The organism is Oligosphaera ethanolica (assembly GCF_030814695.1).
Taxonomy (GTDB): Bacteria; Verrucomicrobiota; Lentisphaeria; order Oligosphaerales; family Oligosphaeraceae; genus Oligosphaera; species Oligosphaera ethanolica.
On the sequence record NZ_JAUSVL010000001.1, the window covers coordinates 3,536,776 to 3,551,302 of the forward strand.

Annotated in this window: 10 protein-coding genes; 4 read left to right on the top strand and 6 right to left on the bottom strand. The window is 61.2% G+C overall.

The window, feature by feature from the left end; translation table 11 throughout:
• Nucleotides 1-15 precede the first annotated feature (15 nt).
• Nucleotides 16-4,227, top strand: coding sequence for a glycoside hydrolase (locus J3R75_RS12230; RefSeq protein WP_307261919.1), 4,212 nt, complete (start codon nucleotides 16-18; stop codon nucleotides 4,225-4,227).
• Nucleotides 4,228-4,531: 304 nt separating this feature from the next.
• Here J3R75_RS12230 and J3R75_RS12235 read toward each other — a convergent pair whose 3' ends face one another.
• From J3R75_RS12235 to J3R75_RS12250, 4 genes are all read right to left on the bottom strand, one after another.
• Nucleotides 4,532-5,278, bottom strand: coding sequence for a hypothetical protein (locus J3R75_RS12235; protein ID WP_307261921.1), 747 nt, complete (start codon nucleotides 5,276-5,278; stop codon nucleotides 4,532-4,534).
• The gene (locus J3R75_RS12240; protein WP_307261923.1) at nucleotides 5,275-7,428 is read right to left on the bottom strand and encodes an O-antigen ligase family protein; all 2,154 of its coding nucleotides are present in this window, start codon (nucleotides 7,426-7,428) and stop codon (nucleotides 5,275-5,277) included. Before J3R75_RS12240 ends, J3R75_RS12235 begins: the two co-directional genes overlap by 4 nt.
• A 269-nt stretch (nucleotides 7,429-7,697) precedes the next feature.
• On the bottom strand, nucleotides 7,698-8,876 hold the full coding sequence (locus tag J3R75_RS12245; protein ID WP_307261925.1) for a prenyltransferase/squalene oxidase repeat-containing protein: 1,179 nt from the start codon (nucleotides 8,874-8,876) through the stop codon (nucleotides 7,698-7,700).
• 193 nt (nucleotides 8,877-9,069) lie between these two features.
• Nucleotides 9,070-9,837 carry a Nif3-like dinuclear metal center hexameric protein gene (locus J3R75_RS12250; protein WP_307261927.1) on the bottom strand — a complete coding sequence of 256 codons (768 nt, stop codon included), beginning with the start codon at nucleotides 9,835-9,837 and terminating at the stop codon, nucleotides 9,070-9,072.
• Nucleotides 9,838-10,610: 773 nt separating this feature from the next.
• Between J3R75_RS12250 and J3R75_RS12255 the strand changes: the two genes are divergently transcribed.
• From J3R75_RS12255 to J3R75_RS12265, 3 genes are all read left to right on the top strand, one after another.
• Nucleotides 10,611-11,177: a helix-turn-helix domain-containing protein gene (locus J3R75_RS12255; protein WP_307261928.1), complete on the top strand. Its 567-nt coding sequence runs from the start codon at nucleotides 10,611-10,613 to the stop codon at nucleotides 11,175-11,177.
• On the top strand, nucleotides 11,132-11,695 hold the full coding sequence (locus tag J3R75_RS12260; RefSeq protein ID WP_307261930.1) for an IS630 family transposase: 564 nt from the start codon (nucleotides 11,132-11,134) through the stop codon (nucleotides 11,693-11,695). The genes J3R75_RS12255 and J3R75_RS12260 overlap by 46 nt, the downstream gene beginning before the upstream one ends.
• Nucleotides 11,696-11,783: 88 nt before the next feature.
• On the top strand, nucleotides 11,784-11,930 hold the full coding sequence (locus J3R75_RS12265; RefSeq protein WP_307261932.1) for a hypothetical protein: 147 nt from the start codon (nucleotides 11,784-11,786) through the stop codon (nucleotides 11,928-11,930).
• 313 nt (nucleotides 11,931-12,243) lie between these two features.
• Here J3R75_RS12265 and J3R75_RS12270 read toward each other — a convergent pair whose 3' ends face one another.
• Complete coding sequence (locus J3R75_RS12270; RefSeq protein ID WP_307261934.1) at nucleotides 12,244-13,419, bottom strand: MFS transporter; 1,176 nt, start codon at nucleotides 13,417-13,419, stop codon at nucleotides 12,244-12,246.
• Between the two features lie 96 nt (nucleotides 13,420-13,515).
• Nucleotides 13,516-14,493, bottom strand: coding sequence for an ATP cone domain-containing protein (locus tag J3R75_RS12275; RefSeq protein ID WP_307261936.1), 978 nt, complete (start codon nucleotides 14,491-14,493; stop codon nucleotides 13,516-13,518).
• Nucleotides 14,494-14,527: the final 34 nt, after the last annotated feature.

Below are 14,527 nucleotides of genomic sequence, written 5' to 3' on the forward strand. Positions count from 1 at the left end.
AATGAGGTATGACAAATGAAAAATTGGCTGTTGTTGTTGGCGGCTGTTGGCAGCATGAGCTGGGCGGAGACTTGGCGCTTTGGCAATGAGGTGCTGGATGTAAGCGTCGATGCCGTCAGTGGGCGCTACGAGGTCGTCGACAAGCGGCTCGGCCGCCGGTGGGAGCAGGGCGGCGATCTGCCGGCACCACGCGTGCCCCTGCAGCTGGTGAAAATGACGAGCGGGGACGAGCTCGCCCAGGCGCCAAAACAGAGCATCAAGCACACGATGCTCGGCGACGCTCGGCATGTCAGTGACGCTGCCGACTGCTCGGCCGAATTCCAGCTGGGCTGGACGGCAGACACATTTTTCCTGGACATTGTCGTGCGCGATGATGTCTTCCAGCCGGCCGGAGGCAATGCCGACTGGTGGCAGGCCGACTCCGTCGAATTCTGGCTGGGCAAGGCGCAGTACGCGCTCTATCCCCAGCCGGGCGCGGCCAAGCTGGTGCGGCGGGACAAAACGGTGGTCGCCGAGGCGACGGTCGCGGCGGCGGTGGTCACCGGCGGTTATAGCGTCAAGCTGGCCGTGCCTTTGACGGCGCTGGGCATCAGCGCCGGTGGTGACAAGGCGACAACCGTGATGTTTTCCCTGGGCGTCAACGACGCCGATGACGACCAAGGACGCCAGGGCCAAATTTACTACCCAGAGGGCTGGCAGCATGGCAAGGTCGAGAGTTACCAGCCGTTGGTGTTGGTGGCGACGGCAGCAACCACTGCCGCTGGCGCGGTTGCGCCCGAGGCGAAGGACGCCTTCCAGAACGTCACGCGGTTGAGCGACGGAAATGGCATCGAGTACCTCTGGGAGCAGTTTGGCCAGCCGGCGGTGCGGGTGCGCAGCGAAGTCATCGGCGATACGCCGGAACTGCGGCTGAGCGTCACCGCCTTGGACGGGACGGCTGAGTTCAAGGGCGAGTATCCGGACATTGTCGGTTTCAAGGTCCCTGGCGAGCATGGCGGCATGGCCACGGCGGACAACAGCACCGGCCATCTTTATCCGCTACATGAAGAGCCTTTCATGCGTTCGCGTCTGAGCACGGCGAACGATCTGCCTTTCATCGGCATGGTCGACAGGGTCGCCGGCTATGGCTATGGCCTCTTTGTTGACAGCTGTGAGGACGGCATGCTGGTGATGCACAAGATGGCCGATGGCGAGGCGACCACGCGGGTACCGCAGGTCCGCTGGCTGCCGACCATGCAGACCTTCGGCAAAGACAGCCGCGTGTACTGTTTTTATTTTGTCGCCGAGGGCAGCTATGTCGCCGTGGCCAAGGCCTGGCGGGCCCGTGCCGCGGCTAAGGGCTATATCGTTACCCTGAAGGAGAAAGCCCGGCATAATCCCAATGTCTTCAAGCTCATGGGCGCAGCGGATATCTGGGGCGGCAACTACCTCGCTTTTGCGCGTAGCGCCAAGGCGCAGGGCATTGACAAGTTGCTCATCAATGGGGCATGCCCACCGGCGGATATGGCTGAGATGTCCCGCATGGGCTTCCTCCCCGGTCGCTATGACATCTACACGGACCTGTGGGAGGACAGCGAAAACATCGACCACCGCAGCGCGCCATTGCCAGAGCACGCCGTCAAGCGTGCCAATGGCGAGCCGATGACGGCCTGGGCGACCTTTGACAAATCGAAGGTATCGTTGAAACGCTGTACGGCGTTAATGCTTGACGCCGCCAAGAAGGTCGTTCCGGCCGACCTCGCCAAATATCCCTACGAAGCGCGGTTTCTGGACGTGACCACGGCGGAGGGACTCTATGAATGCTATGATCCGGAACACCCCATGACGCGTAGTGACAAGCGCCGTTACAGCGAAGGCATGTGTGCGTATTTCGGCAATTGGGGCGAGGGCAACTTGAATCTGGTTGCCGGCGGTGAGCATGGCAGGTGGTGGTGCGCCAAGAACCTCCATTATATCGAGGGCATGCAATCTGGCAGCCACTCCTACTATTCCTGGCCGGCTGGCTATCTCAAGCGCCCCAAGAACAAGGAGCATGACCCGAGCAATCCCGACAAGCCGACCACGCGTTTCAAGCTTTACGAGAAGTACGGCGTCGGGCCCTACTACCGCATACCGCTGTGGGACTTGGTCTTCCATGACTGCATCGTCACGACTTGGTACTGGGGCGACGCAACGGATTTTCTGATTGAGGCCGCGCCGGAAGTGACGCCGCGCAAGGACCTGCTTAATATCCTCTATGTGAGCATCCCGACCTTCTGGATTCGGGAGGGCACCTGGACCCACGATCGCTCGTCCTTCCTGCGCAGCTACTTCCATACCAGCAAACTGCATGAGGCCGTCGGCATGGAAGAGATGCTCTCCCATGAGTTCGTCAGTGACGACCATTGTGTGCAGAAGACGGTCTTCGGCGACGGCACCGAAATCGTGGTCAACTTCGCCGCCGATGTCCGCGAGGTCACGGTGAAAGGCCGCTCCTACGCGTTGCCGCAGGAGGGCTTTGCCGTGGATGGCCCGAATATCCGTCAGAGCATGGTCTGGCGCGACAATCACTACTGCTCGGAAGTGCAGACCGACGACTTCTATTTTGCCTGTAAGGCCGTCGATCCGCTGCCGCGTATGGACGGCACGAGCGGCGTGGTCAGCATGGTCACGGTCAAAGCCACCGGCAAGAACCTCCTGCGGGTCAGCGCCAGTGGCGCCGGCGAAGTGGTCATTCCCGAGTCCTTCCTGAAGGGCTGGTCCTGGCGCTCGACGCTGGTGTACGCGCTCAATGACGACAATCAGCGCCAGGCGCAGGTCGCGTGGGAACGCCGCGACCAGCAGCTGGTCCTCCCCGGCGCCGGCAACTACGAAGTACTCTGCGGTGCCCCAGCCAAACAGCCGGACTACCGCTTGGAACTCGTCAGCGCGACGATGAGCACCAACGGCAGCGACCTCGACTGCGTGCTGCGCCTCAGCAACAGCGGTCGCGCCGGCATGTTTGCGACGGTGACGATCGCGGCGGATTCGCCGGATGTGGCTGGGCAGCTGGCGTCCAAGTCGCTGTGGTGGCTGCGCCCTGGCAGCAGCCGCGAGCTGAGCATCGCGGTGCCGGTGGCGACTCTCGCCGGTCAGCACCTGTTTTATGCCAAGATCAGCGGTCGCAACGGCGAGGACCTGCGTCTGGCGGACAATGCGCACAGCTGGCTGCAGGACATTCCGCTTGACCAGGCGCAGTGGCCGGTGGTCAAGGCCATTGAATTGCCGGGCACGCCCCACGCCGCCGAGCTTGAGCCGGTGAGTATGGCCATCGACTTTGCCGACGCGCTGCCCGCCGACGGCAGTTTGTCCGCGGCGAGCGTGCGCGTGCTGCAGTTGCAGGCGGATGGCAGCTACCGCACGCTGCCCTTTGCACAGTTCGATCCCGGGACCAATTATGACGGCAAGGAGAATGTGCGCGGTATGCTGAGCTTCTCCTACGACGCGCCGGCGGGGGTTGCGCAGCAGTTCAAGGTCGTCGGCAAAGACGCCGCGTCGCCGATGCGCAAGGGCGGTGGGCCGGTGTATGTGCCGGGCGATGCGATGGGCAGCGGTGAGTACCGCGGCGAGACCTACACGGCGGCATTCCGCGATGGCCAGATCATGGACCTCATGCCCGGACGGCGCTATGGCGGTGGACCGGACTTCCTGACGTCGCTGCTGGTGTCGTCGGCGGCAACGGGCTGGTCAAGCGAGGAACAGGCCACGCTCAACCGCGTGGACGTGCTCCGCAATGGCCCGGCCTGCTGCGTGATCGTGGTCAATAAGACTCTGCGCAATGGTGCGACCTACACCAAGACCTACACGCTCCTGCCGGGACGCTTCTACGTCGATGCCGAACTCGATAAAACCGCCGGTGGCCTATACAGCCGCGGCTTCTACACCCTGCCGGCAAGCTACCTCGACGACAAGGGCAACCGCGTGGAAATGGACGGCAGCCACGGCGATGGCGCCGGCATCGCCGGCAAAAACAGCAAGCCGCAGTGGTTCGCCCTGCGCGGCAAAGGCTGGGCCCACAGCTGCGTGGCGGTCACCCCCTTTGACAACATCTCCTTCTGGGATGGCGGTGCGCCGAGCTACGGCCAGCTGGGCTTCAGTAGCGGCCGTATTGATGGGATGCGCTTCGCATATTTTGTGTACGGCGAGCAGTCCGACTTCGGCTTCGCCGAGCGGGACTACCAGCGCATCCTCCCCGAACGCAAGAAATAAGCGCGGACACCGTCGAGAACAGTCGAATTTTTAGGGGCGGACCTGCGTGTCCGCCCCTCTCTTTTCCGCACGCGAAGACGCGAAGGCGCGAAGAAGGCAAATACCAGAAAGAATGGCGGCCTGTCTTGCCGCTGCGCGGCAATTCACGCCGCCGGCAGGAAGACGCGAGGGCGGGGCGGTCAGGCGTGCCAGCGTCAGGCCATAAGGCCGTCGATAGCAGTCGGATCAGTCGGATCAGTCGGATCAGTCGGATGACCCGACCGATCAGCGGTCTGCTTCGTGGTCTGCGGGTCGGCGTTTCGCGTTACTTCCCGTCGGGTCCGATGGGGTTAATTTCGGCGTGGTCGAAGCGCACGAGCGTTTTCCATTCGTGGCCATCGAGGCGCATTTCCTTGACGAACCAGAGGCCGTTGGCGTGTTTTTTGGCGCCTTTGAGTTCGAGTTTTCGCCAGGGGTTGTCTTCGCCGTGGTGGTACCACCATGCTTCCATGGGGAAGCCGTGTTGGGCGCTGAACCAGACCTGCACCGTGTCTGTGCTCTTCGGGTCGGCCAGTTTCATCACCCGGCATTCGCGGAGGCGGCTGCTTTGGCGCGGCAGTTCTGCGACGAAGTCCCAGTAGATGAAGGCAAAAGTGAGGTCGGCGGGGACGACGCCGAAGGAGAAGAGCCCCGGGGCCTGTTCTTCCTTGGGCAGGTCCAGCATGGTGCTGGTCTTGTCATCCTGGCCGTGTTTTTGTTCGAAGCCGTAGACATTGACGTCGTTGAGCACGACTTGCGCGTGCATGGACTCGGGTGTGAAGGTGATGCGGACGCGGATGATGCCTTTGACGCTGGTGCTGTCGCCGGTCTTGTGGGTGATGCTGCCGGTGATTTCGCCCCAGGCGTCGGTACGTAGCGGCCGGCGGACTTCGCGGAGGAATTCCTCCGCGCTGAGGGATTCCATGGATTGCTGCTGGTCTGTCGCCGGCTGGTCGGCCAGGGTGACGTTTTGGCCGCCGGTGGCCAGAAGAATGACTGCGAGTGCGCTGGCGATGCGGTAAAAGCGTGTCATTCTTCTTCGATTCCCTGCGGGTAGTAACCCATGTCGTTGGTGAGGATCAGCTGGTCGAACATGATGCCGTCTTCGCGATTGAGCAGCGTGAAGGTGTGTTCGCCGGCACTGAGTTTATAGATGCGGTCGGCTTCGAGCCAATGCCAGGTGCGGTAGGTACCGTCGTTGCCCACGGTGATGGAGCGTTCTTCATCGTTGAGCCTGACGTTGATGGTATTGCCGCAGGAGCCGTCCCACCACACGCGCAGCCAGAGCTTGCAGTTCATGTCGCTGGGAAGAGTCACTTTGAAGACCGCACCGCCGTGCTCCATGGCGGGCTCCTGATCCGGGGGCGGCGTGCCCTTGCCGTCGAGGATGCGCAACGCGGTCTGTTTGGCGGCCTGGGAGTCAGAGACTTTTTCGAAAGGCGGCGTGAAGGTCGTGGCGTCGCCGGCATCAATCACTTTGAAGAAGATTTTTTGTTGCACGCTGGTGGCTGCGTTGCCGGCCGTCGTTGTCTGTGAGTCTGCGGCGTCATGTCGGCGCTGCTGGGCGACTGCGGAGCCGCCGCTGGGGCTGTGCATGAGCGGGTCGTCGACCTTGGGCTGGAAAGCGACGGCGCCAACGAGCACGGCCAGGAAGAGGCCAGCCAGGACCATGCGCGACAGCGGGAAGAGATTGATCAGGGACATGCCCTCTTTTTCGTTGTGATGAACCGCGCTGGCGATGGCCAGGGCCAGCACCCAACCCAGGCCGCGGGTGAGGGGGTCACTGATGAACATGCCCGGAATAAACACCATCAGCGCCATGCTGCCGCCGATGGCCAGGGTGTTCTGGCGCCGCGACATGAAGTGCCGCCGCAGGCCGGTCACGCAGGTCATCAACAGGAAGAAGAGGAAAAAGCCCGCTGCCGGGTAGCCGACCGTGCCGGCGAGGATTCCCCAGGACGCCTGGGTGTCGGTGTCGATGTCGTTGTAGCTCGGATTCGGGTAGCTGCCATAGCAGCGACCGATGCAGTCCTGATAACGCGAGGAACCCACGCCGGTCAGCGGTTTGCGCGTTGCCAGATTGATCGCGGCAAGGGCGTCGAGATGGCGGGTTTTGAGCTCGCCGGCGTAGCGGTCGTCGACCTTGGTGGGCGAGAGGGTCTGCAGGATGGTCTCGCGCTGACTCGCCGGGGCGATGGTCAGCAGCGACAGCAGCAGCGCGCCAATAGCCAGGAGGTTGAGCGTGACCACGCGGCGCTCCGTGAAGAACGCGCCGATGAGCAGTACCACGCAGGTGATGACGAGCATCTGGCCGTGGGGTATGAGATTGAGACAAATCATGGTCATGATCAGCGCGAAGAGCCAGCGGATGGCGCTGGGGCGGCGGCCCAGCCACTGGGGCTGTCCCCAGGCCAAAACGGCCGCGAAGAAGAAGCTCATGGCCATGCGGCTGCGGAAGAACGCCGTGAAGGCGCCGCCAAAGCCCCAGGGCAGGGCGATGATGTCCGCGGGCGCCAGGATGGCCCCGTAGCCGTAGTTGAGGGCCTGGGTGAGCGCCATGCCGATGTTGAGAACGATGGCGATCGTCGCCGCAAATTTGGTCATGCGCCGCAGGTATTCGAGCATGAAGCTCAGTAGCAACAGGCCGCAGAAAAGTTGCTGGACGAGCTGGGCGAGCTCAATGGCACCACCGATGCCCGGCTGACTGAAGATGTTCGGAACGATGATCAAGGCCAGGGCAAGAATGGCCCCGATGGGGTAGTACACCGACAGGCGCTTGCGCAGCAGGTGCCAGGCCATGCCGATGAAGGCCGCCGCGAAACCAACGTCAGCCAAGGCGAGCCGGCCGCCGGCGACGGGCAGTTTGACCTGGTTGAACATAAGTACCAGCGCCAGACCGCAAAGCACGCCAAGCCAGCAGGGCGTCCCCTTCTCGTTGACGCAGGTACTGCGTTTGCGGCGGAGAGGCGGCAGTTTGGCGCGCGTGTCTTCCGGAAAGGATTCGCTTGCGGGTGCCTTGCTCTCCTCGGGAGCCCGGAGTGGCGCCGGGGTATCAGCAATTAGGTCCTGCTGCTCATTGTTTTCGGGCGCGGGAGAGTCTTGTGCGGAAGCGTGGTCACTACGCCGTAGTTGTTCATGGGCGGTCTCTTTTACCGGCGCCATGTTCGTTAGGTCGTCAGCCATGGGGATAGTTATCCTATGGGGTAAATGCTCAGGGAAGGCGGCAAAAAGCGTAGATACAAGTTAGTTATTCAATGACGCCTGTCAACCACGTTTTATTTGCCTCGCGGGGGCGAATGGGGAGGCATTGGACTTGCGGGTAGGAAACTGATGGACAAGATGGACAAGATGGACAAGATGGACGTGGCCGCTGGTGTCCATCAAGTCCATCTTGTCCATCATGTCCATAGATGTGGCCCTGGATAGCGGCCATACGCGGTGTTTGGCTCAGTTCAGCGTTCTTTGATAACGCCCAGGGTCATAAGGCAGTAGCAGGTGCTCAGTTCGGGGATACTTTCCATCCAGCGGCCGCTGAGGTCGTTGCTCCAGGAGCCGTCGGCCTTCTGGCGTTTGGCGAGGGCGGCGACGAGATCCTGGCGCCACGGGTGCTTTTGGCCGTCGGCGCCGGTGAGGTCAGCATCGGCGAAGAGGGTGAGGGCCTTGCCGAAAGTGTGGTAGTAGTAGTAGAGACCGCTGTCGCCGATGCCGGGATTTTCGTCGAGGGTGTAATTTTTGCCGATCCAGGCGAAAGCGGCTTGGACGCGCGCGTCATTTTTATCGACCTTGGCGTAGATGAGGCTTTTGAGGCCGGAGTAGGTCATGCTGCCGTAGGCGCGCAGGGACTGCGGTTTGGCGTCGGTTTGCAGTGCATCGCTGGGGCAGTAGATGAAGCCGCCACGGTCGTTGTCGGGAGCGCTTTTGACCCAGGCGCTCTGATTGGTATCGGCGAGGTTTTGGCAGAGGGTGAGGAAGGAGCGGGCTTTGTCCCAGGCGAGATCGGCTTTCTTGGCGGCTTGCGGGTCGTTGTTAAAGGGCTCGCGATCGAGGTGGTCGCTGAGGTAGAGCGCTTCGAGAGCCCAGGCGGTGTTGTTGAGATCGGCGCGGTGTTTGCGGCCGTAGCCGTGGCCGGCGGCGGGGGTCTGCTGGCCGGCGGCGACATCGGCGACATCGGCGCTGCCTTCGGGGTACACGTCAGCGCTGAGGAGGTACGCGCGGGCTTTTTTGATGATGGGCAGGTCCTGGGGGCGATTGAAGCGCAAGAGGCCGATGAGGCAGATTGAGGTGTTGTAGACCGGGTAGCTGCGGCGGTCGCGGGGGTCGGAGATACTGCCGTCGGCCTGGGCGTTGCTGGCGATGAAATCCAGCGCGCGGTCGATCTTGGCCTTGACGTCGTCCTGACCGTACTGCGGCGCGTCGGCAATGCCCAGGCAGGCCAAGGCGCTGATGGCCGGGTGTTCCATCCAGGCACCGCTGGGGAGCTGTTTGCTGAGCAAGAATTCGGCACCGCGTTGCTGCAGCGCGCTGATGCGCTGGCCGAGATCGCCGGCGGCGGGCGCGGCGTCCTGGGCGATGAGGGCTGTGGCGATGAGGGCGAGGGCGAAGACGGCAAACAGACGACAGCTTTTTTTCACGACGGTTCTCCACGAGTGTTGGTGATGGACTGACAGCGCTGCCGGCCATTCGGCCGGCGATGCTGTATAGTGGTTGCTATTTCATTCAGCACGATTGATGCCAGGAAGGCGCCGGGCGGCAACGGGGCAATTCGTCGCGAGTGCTGCCCCGTGCCGGTGCGCTGCGGGCGCGTCGTGTCGCATTTACGTGCGGTCAGAGCCCGGTTGGTTCATTGATGAAGATGCATGGGACGGGCAAGGTCTGCTGCAAGCGTTCCTGTAGGGCCATGACGCCGGCGCATTCGGTGGCGTAATGGCCGGCGCTGATCACGTTGACGCCGAGTTCGCGGGCGGCATGAACGTACTGGTGCAGCATCTCGCCGGTGACGAGGGTGTCGATGCCCAGGGACGGGCAGAGTTCAATGGCGTCGGCGCCGCTGCCGGAGACCACGCCGACGCAGTGGGCGAGGCCATTGGTCGCCGGCGCGGGAAAGAGCCGGCAAGCGCAATCGGGCAGGGACTGTGCCAGCGTCGCGGCCAGGTCACTCAGCGGCGTTGGCCCAGCGAGCTGGCCGTATCGGCCGATCATGAGCTGCTTGCAGGGGTGGAAGGGGCGGATCGGCGCGAGACCGAGGATGGCCGCCAGCCGGGCATTGTTGCCGATGACGGGGTGGGCGTCCAGAGGCAGGTGGCAGGCATAGAGCGAGAGCTGGTGCGCGAAGAGCGTCTGCACCCGGCGGGCGTCCATTGCCGTCAGGTATTTCATGCCGCCGCCCCAGCTGATGCCGTGGTGGACGACCAGGAGATCGGCCCGCGCGGCCACCGCCGCGGCGATGGTCGCCTGCGCAGCATCGACGGCGAAGGCGATGCGCGACACGGACTGGCCGGCCTCGACCTGCAGGCCATTGTTGGAGTAGTCGTCGGTGGCCAGGCCGGCAAAAATGGCGTCAAGGGCGTTGCGGACGTCGCTGAGGGGGACCATAGTCGTTACCTCCTTGTGGGTGGTTTGGCGTTGCTGGGGGGAACATCATGCCTTGGTAATCGGTCAGCCATTGCTTCTGTGTGGTCCCCAGCATAAGCGAAATCCGTTTTGCGCGCGCGTCCTTATGGGATGCGCCGATGGGCGTCACTATCGTACAGCAGATATGAGTCCGTTGCGCGCGCGTCCTTATGGGATGTGCCGAGGGCGTCGCTATCGTACAGCAGATCAGAGTCCGTTGCGCGCGCGTCCTTATGGGATGTGCCGAGGGCGTCGCTATCGTACAGCAGATCAGAGTCCGTTTCGCGCGCGCGTCCTTATGGGATGGGGGCCCCCTTCGGTGGGGGGGCTGATTTCATGAACCGCAGGAAAAATAGCCAGAAAATCGCTCATTGACAAGCCAAAAAATCACCGAATGACAGCAAATTGTGGATCAGGATGATTTCAGCTGTCTTGTCCCTGTGATTTGGGAATTCTTCGTTGTGAGTTCCGGCGAACCGATCTTGTCGCTGGGATGCCCGCTTTGCCGCCGCTGTGAGTGACAATCCACCTTAGGAGTCGTCCATTGATTACGTTTACACTTTTCAACCTTAGGAGTCGTCCATTGATTACGTTTACACTTTTCAACCTTAGGAGTCGTCCATTGATTACGTTTACACTTTTCAACCTTATTCCAATCAAAAATCAAATTGACCCAATTAATCTTGGCTGCCTGGTTTTCTTGCTGTATGGTAAGTGTGGTGTCTCTTTCCACCACACAAAACATGGAGCATACAATGAGAAAACCCGGGCCTCGCGTTATCATTACAGAAACCGAATTGACAAAGGCTAAACAAATCATTGATAATTTGCCATATCGTGATGACCTTCTCGTTGCCTTCGCCGTTGTGCTGACATCTCAGGGTAAGCTTGACCAAGCGAATGTCGGTGAAGTTTTGGGGGTATCCCAATCTACCGTCAAACGAATGATCAAGAATTTCAAACAGAAAAGTTCCGCAGACGAAGAAATCAATGCCCCGGCTTGGGGTGGTGACAGGCGATCGGTTTTGACCTGGGAAGAGGAGAATGAAGTCCTCGATCAGATGACCCCTGAAGCAATTCAAGGACATGTCGTGACAGTCGGCGACATCCAAAGTGCCTTGGAAACCAAAGCTGGCCGTAAAATGAGTCAACAAACTGTCTACAATATTCTTTATCGTCACAGGTGGCATAAAGTGGTTCCAGACAAAGCGCACCCCAAAAATGACCCTGAAAAACTTGAGGAATTCAAAAAAAAACGTTTCCTGAAGCGATACACATGGCAACCATCCAGTCCAAATTGGAGGGAAAAAATCTTCGCATAATGTTCCAGGACGAGGCTCGCTTTGGAAGATTACCGGTGATTCGTGCAGCGTGGGTTCCCTCTGGCGTCCGGCCATTAGTAGTAGCAGCTATTGAACGACAATTTAAATACATATACAGCGCCATAAGCCCGTTTGATGGGGACATTGACTGGAGTGTGACGGACATGATGAATACTGAAAACATGATTTTGTTTCTACAGCAAATTAGTCGCAAGTACCCTGATGATTACTTGTTAATGGTAGTCGATGGAGCCAGTTCGCATCGTTCAAAAGAGATGGAAATCCCAGCAAACGTCCATTTGCTACAGTTGCCTCCCTATTGCCCAGAGTTGAACCCTGTTGAACACCTTTGGGATTACACTCGCGAAAAGGCCTGCGCTAATCGTTACTTTGAAAATCTGAATGATGTGGTGGAAAAAGTTGAACACGAACTGGGCAAACTGGCACAGGGAACATTGACAATGGTCAATAAAGTGTCCCAAATGTTTTGCTGGCCTTGGATGATTAGTGCAATTTGATTTTTAATTGGAATTAGGAGTCGTCCATAGATTACGTTTACACTTTTCAACGCAAACGCTCTTTACCGAAATGCCTCGCCACCGGTCAGTGTACACCCCGGCGCTTCGCTGGGACAATTTGCAGGAAACCCACGGCCCGCCGCCGCCCAGCCATCCGACCTTGATTTCCGCCGACCTTTGCGGCAGCGTGTTTCATAGGAGTATTTCCCTCGCCGCGAAGCGGCAGACGCGCTGAAAGCGCGAAACATACCAGCCCAGGGCAAGCACGCTGAAAGCGTGCGCCGCCCTGGGTATAACGGCTACCATGTTCGTGTTCCGTTGCCCCTTTGGCCCCAGTCGGCGAAGCTGACTGGGGCCAAAGGGGCAACGGAACTCACTTTTCTTGCTTGCACTATCGCACCCTTGCAGGCTGCTTTCGCGAGGGTGGACGCCTTCAGCGGGCCTGTGTATAGATGCAAATGTCATTATCGAACGGCCCCTTAGTCATGTGCCACTCGGTGGGCGGTGGGCGGTGCTGGCGATAACGGCGTATCACTTGGCTGACCGATTCATGCCTTGGGCGTTTTGTGGGGCCGTTGCTGCAGCAGCGACAGCAACATCAGGTACGAGGCGAGGAAGAGGAAGAAGCCCAGGAGAATGAAGACCTGCCGAGCCTGGCCGCAGTCCAGCAACGGCCCGAGCACCAGTGGGTTGAGGATGCAGCCCAGCGAGCCGAAGGCGATGGTGATGCCGGCAGCCGTGCCGCTGTTGGCCAGATTCCGCGATGCGGCCATACTGACAATCAGCGGCCAAGTGCCTGCAAAGGCCAGGCCAAGCACGAAAAACAGCGCGAAACTGACTTGCCACGAACTGATGAAGATCTGTGCGAGGACGCAGAGGCTGGCACAGAACAGCAGCGGCGCGATGACCAGTTCGTAGGCCTGGCGCTGCGGAATGAAGGCGCAGATGACACGGCCGATGATCACGGCGGTCCAGAAGGCGCCCAGGCCGTAGATGGCCATGTTTTCGGGCGCCTGGAGAGTGTTGCGCAGGTAGATGTTGAGGAAGGTCGCGATGCCCATCTCGCAAAAGACGTAGAGGAAGATGCAAAGTGATGGAATGGCGACGCTGGGGAGGACGTTGCGGGTGCGCGACCAGTTGCCGTGCTGCTCGCTGCCCTGGCTGCTGGGCGGCAAGGTGAATGCGCAGCTGACCAAACCGAGGAGCAGCGCGCTCAAGCCGGTGGCCGCAAAGAACCAGCGCCAGGACACGCCCAGCGGCAAGAGCCAGCCCATGACCACCGGCGTGCCGATGGCGCCGACGCAGTAGGCCGCCTGGGAGATGTTCATGGCGAATTTGCTGTGGTTGGGATGCAGGTCGGTCAGAATGGCCGAGCCGGTGGCTTCGAGGATGCCACCGCCCATGCCGAGGACGACCGCGCCGAGGTAGATCACGGGTATGCTCGGGGCGAGGGCCCAGCCGGCGCCGCCCAGCGCGGTCAGCGCGCAGCCGACAAGCAACACGGTCTTCTTGCCCAGGCGGTCCGACAGCACGCCGCCCATAAGACAGGCCAGGAAGAAGCCGCTGAATTGCACGGACGCCACGGCCGCAAAGCGCTCCGGGCTGACGCCGAAGGTCTCGCTGACCCGCATGAGTGAGGCAAAAACCACGTTGGACGTGCAGGCGAAGAGGACCATCGCGGCGAGAACGGCGTTGGTGGCCAGAGCATGGGGGTAGAGGCGCATGATAGTGCTGGGTCCTTGGGGAGGAGGAGATGGGGATGGGTGAGAAGGCGTTGCCTGCCTGGTAAAGTGGCGCCGCCAGGGTGGGGGGCGGGCCGCTCAGCGTACGGTGAGCAGCAGCGGGAAAGGCGCCTTGCGAACCAGCGCGGCCTGCAGGAGCTCCTGCAGGTCCTGAGCGAGGACTAGGCGATCCCGGCGTTTGCTGGTGCTGAAAGCCGATTCAAGAAATGACTTGCAGCCCGTGAAGATGGCGTGACTCGGCGCGTCGGCGCAATTCGGTAACTGGGCCTGGAGCTCGCCCCGCATGATCGCGAGCAACTCCAGCGCCGCACTGCAAAGCGGCCTGGCGGTGCTCAGCAGCGACAACTCGGACAGCCAGGCGCCGTCCTGCGCGGCACAGGCCGAAGCGATGTCCACCGCCACGCGCACGCGGGGGAAGATGGTCGAGAGCGGCAGCGGCCGCAACGCCGCGCTGTCCATGAACGCGCCGGTCGCCGGGCTGACCCGGGCACGCCAGGCGGCGCTGTCTGCAAGGACGGCAGCGGGCCCTTGGCTGGCCGCGTCGGCAGCTTGCGTCGGGCCGCGATGGATGACATGGATGGCCAGTTCGCAGATGAAGCGGTCGCTGACCAGGCTGAAGGCGTGCTGCCGCAAAATGTCGGCGCATTGACTGCTGATGGCCTGCAGTTGCGCGTCGGCGAGCGGGAAACTACGGCGCAGGAGCGCGCTGATGCGCTCGGGCGAGCATGGCTGCATATTCTCGCGATAATGGCTTAGCGGGTCGATGTCGCGGATGCGGCTGAATTCGCTGGCGACATCGTTGTAGCCGGCGGCGCCGAGGACGGTGCAGACCAGCTTGTCCACTGCAGTGCTAGCCATGGGGCAGTGTTGCTCGTCATTGGCGCTGCGGATGCGCTCTTCGACGGTGAGGGCGATGTGCTCGGCCAGCCAGTCTTCGGTGACACCGACGGTCCGGAAGGCCTGGCGGAGATCCCGGCGGAGCTGGTCAGCGTCGAAGGACTGCTTGCGGCCCTGGGCGTCCATGACCAGTAAATTGGTTGATGCGAGCTGTATCATGATGGTCGTCAGGGCTTGTCCGGATCAGTGGGGG

What these genes read in the sequence shown, in the direction of transcription:
- J3R75_RS12275 (WP_307261936.1), bottom strand. Translation starts at nt 14,493, where the DNA reads ATGATACAGCTCGCATCAACCAATTTACTGGTCATGGACGCCCAGGGC.
- J3R75_RS12235 (WP_307261921.1), bottom strand. Translation starts at nt 5,278, where the DNA reads ATGACACGCTTTTACCGCATCGCCAGCGCACTCGCAGTCATTCTTCTG.
- J3R75_RS12255 (WP_307261928.1), top strand. Translation starts at nt 10,611, where the DNA reads ATGAGAAAACCCGGGCCTCGCGTTATCATTACAGAAACCGAATTGACA.
- J3R75_RS12270 (WP_307261934.1), bottom strand. Translation starts at nt 13,419, where the DNA reads ATGCGCCTCTACCCCCATGCTCTGGCCACCAACGCCGTTCTCGCCGCG.
- J3R75_RS12230 (WP_307261919.1), top strand. Translation starts at nt 16, where the DNA reads ATGAAAAATTGGCTGTTGTTGTTGGCGGCTGTTGGCAGCATGAGCTGG.
- J3R75_RS12250 (WP_307261927.1), bottom strand. Translation starts at nt 9,837, where the DNA reads ATGGTCCCCCTCAGCGACGTCCGCAACGCCCTTGACGCCATTTTTGCC.
- J3R75_RS12260 (WP_307261930.1), top strand. Translation starts at nt 11,132, where the DNA reads ATGGCAACCATCCAGTCCAAATTGGAGGGAAAAAATCTTCGCATAATG.
- J3R75_RS12240 (WP_307261923.1), bottom strand. Translation starts at nt 7,428, where the DNA reads ATGGCTGACGACCTAACGAACATGGCGCCGGTAAAAGAGACCGCCCAT.